Source organism: Sphingobacterium sp. UBA7253, assembly GCF_002472745.1.
Taxonomy (GTDB): Bacteria; Bacteroidota; Bacteroidia; order Sphingobacteriales; family Sphingobacteriaceae; genus Sphingobacterium; species Sphingobacterium siyangense.
On record NZ_DKSP01000182.1, the window covers coordinates 1 to 4,535 of the forward strand.

Genomic DNA, 4,535 nt, shown 5'->3' on the forward strand with positions numbered 1-4,535 from the left:
GAGGGATTTTTTTTTACCGTTAAACTGAAGTGCGTCAAAGTCGTATACTGTTTTCATCTGGTTTTGGTTTGATTGGTCACATGACAGGTTGAGGTCTCGACTTTTCGAATTCCCTAATGATATTTTCAATGGCAAAGTCTTCTTTTGGGTCATAAGTTGACTTTAGGTTGTGACCGAATATTTTCGCAACTCCCTGATAGAAAAAAGCGGAAATCCCACCTTTCATTTCCTTTACCATTTCATAGCCAGTATGTCCCGTATAACGATCGATCAATTTAATGAGTATTTTGCCTTGTGAAATAGTCATATTTTTGATTTCTCGGTCAAACATCTGTTTTACGTCACTTTCACATTTTTCAACCAATGCTTTATGTTCCTTTTTATCCGAAGTCAGCGCGAGATCTCTGTCTAGCTGATCATATCTTTTTTGCGCATATATCGCATAAGGAAGAACCTTTAGAACATTTCTTCTAAAGCGGAGATATTCTCTTCGTGCTTCTTCACTTGACCAGGTTCTTTTGGCCACGACAGTGACCTCTGGAATCGGAAACCAGGGTAACACCTCTCCGTTTGCCAAGGTTGTTGTCATATAACTGTTTACGGTCTCCTGCGCACCTTCTCCGTATAAAGGAAGAGTGAGTGATTGAGACTGTGCCCATACGGACAAAGTCCCTGTGAGGAAAAGCAAACAAAATAATATTGTCTTCATTTGGGCAATTATATAACGCTTTTTAATTTGTCAATGCTATAATATTTTGGTAGATTTATTACAAAATAAGTTAGCTTGAAAATAGTATTCAAGAATACATTAACTAAATTACACAAATTTACTCAAAAAACATCATTTACCTGCAACGTTTATGAAAGATTATGTGATTGATATTGAAGCAGAAAACAAAGAGATTAGGAAACGTTACCGTGCATTGTTGCGCGCTTGTAAGCCAACTTTACAACGCGGAGACAAGCAGGAGATCCGAAAGGCATTTGATTTAGCATTGGATAGTCATAAAGAGATGCGACGCAAATCAGGAGAGCCTTATATCTATCACCCTATTGCTGTTGCCCAGATTGCTGCTGAAGAGATTGGCTTAGGAACAACATCTATTGTATGCGCCTTGCTCCATGATGTAGTTGAAGATACCAATGTTACATTGGATGAAATTGAAGAAATGTTTGGTAAGAAAGTTCGCCGAATTATCGATGGGCTTACCAAGATTTCAGGGATTTTTGATCCAAATAGTTCCATGCAAGCGGAGAATTTCAGGAAAATGTTGCTCACACTGGCTGACGATGTTCGTGTAATTCTCATTAAATTGGCAGATCGGTTGCACAATATGCGCACCATGGAATTTATGGCCAGGGATAAGCAGTTGAAGATTGCTTCGGAGACAAGTTACCTTTATGCACCATTAGCGCATCGTCTTGGGCTGTATGCGATAAAATCTGAATTGGAAGATCTCTCGATGAAATTTACCGATCCGGATACCTATAAATTTATCGCTCGAAAACTGAATGAGAAAAAAGCCGAGCGCGAAAAATTTATAGGCGATTTTATTGGTCCCATCAAAGAGATATTGGAGGAACAGGGTATTAAGGCGTCCGTATTTGGACGACCTAAATCAATCCACTCTATTTGGAATAAGATGCGAAAAAAATCGATTCCTTTTGAGGAGGTTTATGATTTGTTTGCTATACGTATTGTAATAGATGCTGTGGATGAGAAAGAAAAGACCGAATGTTGGAAAGTCTATTCTATTGTCACAGATTTGTATCGCCCTAACCCCGACCGTCTTCGGGATTGGATTTCGTCTCCAAAAGGGAATGGTTATGAGTCTTTACATACTACGGTAATGGGGCCTAAAGGGCAATGGGTCGAAGTTCAGATTCGAACTAAACGGATGAATGAAATTGCGGAAAAAGGGTTCGCAGCACATTGGAAGTATAAAGAATCAAATTCCGATTCCGGCCTGGATCAATGGATCAAAAAGGTGCGCGATGTCTTAAGTAGTCCGGATCAGAATGCGATGGATTTTGTGGATGATTTTAAGATGAATCTTTTCTCCGATGAGATTTTTATATTCACTCCCAAAGGAACACTGATTCAACTACCCAACAATGCCACTGCTTTAGATTTTGCCTTTGAGATCCACTCTGATATTGGGGCAAGTTGTATTGGCGCCAAAGTAAATCACAAACTCGTTCCTTTAAGTCATATTTTGCAAAATGGGGATCAGGTAGAGATTATTACATCAAGCAAGCAGTCACCTAAGGAGGATTGGTTGAATTTTGTTGTGACTGCAAAAGCCAAATCCAAAATCAGATCTTCTCTAAAAGAGGAAAAGAGAAGAGTTGCGGAGGATGGGAAAGAGATTTTGGAACGTAAGTTGAAATCGCTAAAAGTTACCTATAATACGGATAATATTAACAAAATTGCCAATTTTTTAAAATACCCCAGTTCGCAGGATCTTTTCTACAATGTTGCTAAGGGAATTGTTGATATCAGGCAACTGAGAGAATATGTCGCGCATGAAAAAGCAGTTGAAATTAATGTAAGTTCTTCATCAGGAAATCAATTTAATACCCACATAGGTGGACTAGTTGAAAAGATAAATAAGAAGGAATTCGACACGATCTTAATCGGGGACGATATGCAGAAAGTCGATTATACCCTAGCGCCCTGTTGTAATCCTATCCCTGGTGATGATGTCTTTGGATTTTTGACCGTAAATGATGGTATAAAAATTCACCGTACGAGCTGTCCAAATGCTTCCAAGCTGATGGCAAATTATGGCTATAGAATTTTAAAAGCACGTTGGGCTTCTACAAAAGATTCTGCATTTTTGACAGGTTTACATATCGTTGGCATAGATGATGTTGGATTAGTAAATAAGCTTACAACTGTTATTTCGCAAGAATTTGCTGTTAATATTCGGTCCTTGTCAATTTCAAGTAACGAAGGTATTTTTGATGGTAATATTATGGTCTATGTGAATGATACTGCTCAGCTTGAAAGTTTGATGAGAAATTTAAAGCAAGTCAGAGGGATAACAGGTGTCAATCGATATGAATCGGAAAATTAATAACCAAGTGTTGGATTGAAAATTTCGCTAAGGCGACTACTATTAAGCACTATTTTTAATAGAGGAAATATCAATCTTAATTGGTAAATTTGTACAAGAATATTTTTACTATGAATCAAGCTGAAAATTTTGCAACTGTAAAAAAAATCTTTGAAGCCTACTTAGAAAATAAAAATCTAAGAAAAACACCAGAGCGCTATGCGATTTTGGAAGAGATTTATTCACGTACTGATCACTTTGATGTAGAGTCTTTGTATATTCATATGAAGAACAAGAAATATCGTGTCAGTCGTGCTACAGTTTATAATACCCTAGAACTTTTGGTCTCTTGTGATTTGGTTACAAAACACCAATTTGGAAGGAACATGGCACAATTTGAGAAGTCTTACGGGTTCAAACAACACGATCACGTGATCTGTATTGAATGTAATAAGGTTGTTGAATTCTGTGATCCACGTATCAACCAAATTCAGAGTCTCATGGGAGATCTTTTAAAATTTGACATTAAGCACCACTCACTCAATTTGTATGGTGTATGTCAAGACTGTCAACTTAAGAACAAAAAAGAAGAGGCCGTCGCTCACGAAGCTATTTCAAATTAATCTTATATTTTCTTAAATATAATAGTACATTTGTTCAGGAATGTTCAGGGGAAAAATTCCTGAACATTTTATTTTTAAATAGAGTCTATTTTTATTAATAACATTTTAATTACTATACTTTAAAAGCTATGCAAGTTGATGTGCTTTTGGGCTTACAATGGGGTGACGAGGGTAAAGGTAAAATCGTAGACGTATTTTGTCCAAAATACGATTTAATCGCTCGTTTCCAAGGCGGCCCTAACGCCGGACACACGTTGGAATTCGATAACAAGAAATTCGTACTCAACACAATTCCATCTGGTATCTTCAATGAAGGTACACTAAATCTTATTGGTAATGGTGTCGTTATCGATCCGATTATCTTAAAAAGAGAGTTAGACAACCTTAAGACAGCTGGTTTTGATCCGGTGGGTAAAGGCAATTTGGTTTTAGCGCGTAAAGCACACCTTATTCTGCCGACACACCAATTATTGGATGCTGCCTCAGAATCAAAAATGGGTGCAGGAAAAATTGGATCCACTCTGAAAGGTATTGGTCCAACTTACATGGATAAAACCGGTAGAAATGGTTTGCGTGTAGGTGATACAACACTTCCAGATTTTCAAGAGCGTTACCAAAAGTTGAAAGAAAAACATCTAAGTATTCTTTCGCACTATGGTGAAATACCTGATTTCAGTGAAAAAGAGAAAGCATTTTTAGATGCAATCGAATTCATTAAATCTATCCCGCATGTGGATTCAGAGCATTTGGTGAATCAATATCTGAAAGAAGGCAAACGTGTGTTAGCTGAGGGGGCTCAAGGTACGCTTTTGGATGTTGATTTTGGTTCTTATCCATTTAGATCGGAAGAGCG

The 4,535-nt window shown here is 37.5% G+C and carries 4 protein-coding genes; 3 read left to right on the forward strand and 1 reads right to left on the reverse strand.

What is annotated here, in order from left to right:
* Positions 1-76 precede the first annotated feature (76 nt).
* The gene (locus B2X72_RS18535; RefSeq protein WP_088161561.1) at positions 77-709 is read right to left on the reverse strand and encodes a DUF4294 domain-containing protein; all 633 of its coding nucleotides are present in this window, start codon (positions 707-709) and stop codon (positions 77-79) included.
* Between the two features lie 151 nt (positions 710-860).
* Here B2X72_RS18535 and B2X72_RS18540 point away from each other — a divergent pair, with 151 nt between their 5' ends.
* The 3 genes from B2X72_RS18540 to B2X72_RS18550 form a co-directional block, all read left to right on the forward strand.
* Complete coding sequence (locus tag B2X72_RS18540; protein ID WP_070564136.1) at positions 861-3,080, forward strand: RelA/SpoT family protein; 2,220 nt, start codon at positions 861-863, stop codon at positions 3,078-3,080.
* 110 nt (positions 3,081-3,190) lie between these two features.
* Positions 3,191-3,682, forward strand: a complete 492-nt coding sequence (locus B2X72_RS18545; RefSeq protein WP_075992626.1) for a Fur family transcriptional regulator — start codon at positions 3,191-3,193, stop codon at positions 3,680-3,682.
* Between the two features lie 128 nt (positions 3,683-3,810).
* A partial coding sequence (locus B2X72_RS18550; protein ID WP_286851002.1) for an adenylosuccinate synthetase occupies positions 3,811-4,535 on the forward strand: 725 nt, incomplete at its 3' end.

Coding starts and splice junctions, on each gene's coding strand:
- B2X72_RS18535 (WP_088161561.1), bottom strand. CDS start 709: ATGAAGACAATATTATTTTGTTTGCTTTTCCTCACAGGGACTTTGTCC.
- B2X72_RS18540 (WP_070564136.1), top strand. CDS start 861: ATGAAAGATTATGTGATTGATATTGAAGCAGAAAACAAAGAGATTAGG.
- B2X72_RS18545 (WP_075992626.1), top strand. CDS start 3,191: ATGAATCAAGCTGAAAATTTTGCAACTGTAAAAAAAATCTTTGAAGCC.